The 895-nt window shown below is 45.9% G+C and carries 1 protein-coding gene; it reads right to left on the minus strand.

Annotation, left to right across the window (positions count from 1 at the left end; translation table 11 throughout):
- Positions 1-74 precede the first annotated feature (74 nt).
- Positions 75-344 (minus strand): ribonuclease domain-containing protein, encoded by a 270-nt coding sequence (locus HMPREF2756_RS10950; RefSeq protein WP_080974381.1) that lies wholly within the window; start codon positions 342-344, stop codon positions 75-77.
- Positions 345-895: the final 551 nt, after the last annotated feature.

Raw genomic sequence — 895 nt, forward strand, 5'->3', positions numbered from 1 at the left:
CCCGCTCTCCTGAGTGAACACCGGAACAATGAACTCATCTTCATGTTCGTTTTCATAAATCATAGTAGCCTCCTTTAGAAAATTCGTACAAAGGTCTTATAGTGATCAGGAGTGTAATACATACTCCCATCAGAACCGACAATCAAACGTTCTGCGTCTGGGTTATCTTCATCGAAGTCTTCGATAATAGTGGCTCGACCTTCGAAGAACTCCAGCACAGTGTCGAGTTTTTCCTGAGACACCTCCATACCATAAAGCACATATGGTGGGTCATAATCACCATAAGCAAATTGGCTATGCCGGTATCGCAGGTTATCGTCCACAGCCTGCAGATGTCGTGCCATGTGCTTGGCATTATAGTACTCAGGCGCATTATGCTCAGAAAAAAGCGCGTCATAGTCTTTGAGGATGACGAAGACTCCTTTGCTCAGATCAAGCCAGTGAAGGTCTTCAATAAATTCTTCAGCCTACCCAACCGGGTCTCCTACTGTAGGCATGTCGTAGGCGAACTCTATGGCACGTAGGATTTCTTTCACTCCTGCGTCTCGATCACGAACAATAGCTGCACAGGATATCTCGATAACTGCCCATCCTTTATCTTGAAGAGTCTGAACCTGGCGCTCTAAAACCTTGTCTTCGGTGATGTAAACAGGAGGAAGAATGCATCATCTGATTTGTCCTTGTAGAAACCCATAAATTGTTTACTCCTTGGCTATCAGTGCGTTGTTAGCTGTTCCCGCCGGTATAGGAAGTGCTTTCGGGGTACTCGTCAGGATCATCAATCCATTCCGTACCGTCCTCATACAACGGATCAGGAAAACCCTGAGGAAAAAACACTTTCTTAAACCTTTCCACACGTGACCAAGGATATTCGACCCCGTCCATGGCGAACACA

It is taken from the genome of Rothia sp. HMSC067H10 (assembly GCF_001810635.1).
Classification (GTDB): Bacteria; Actinomycetota; Actinomycetes; order Actinomycetales; family Micrococcaceae; genus Rothia; species Rothia dentocariosa.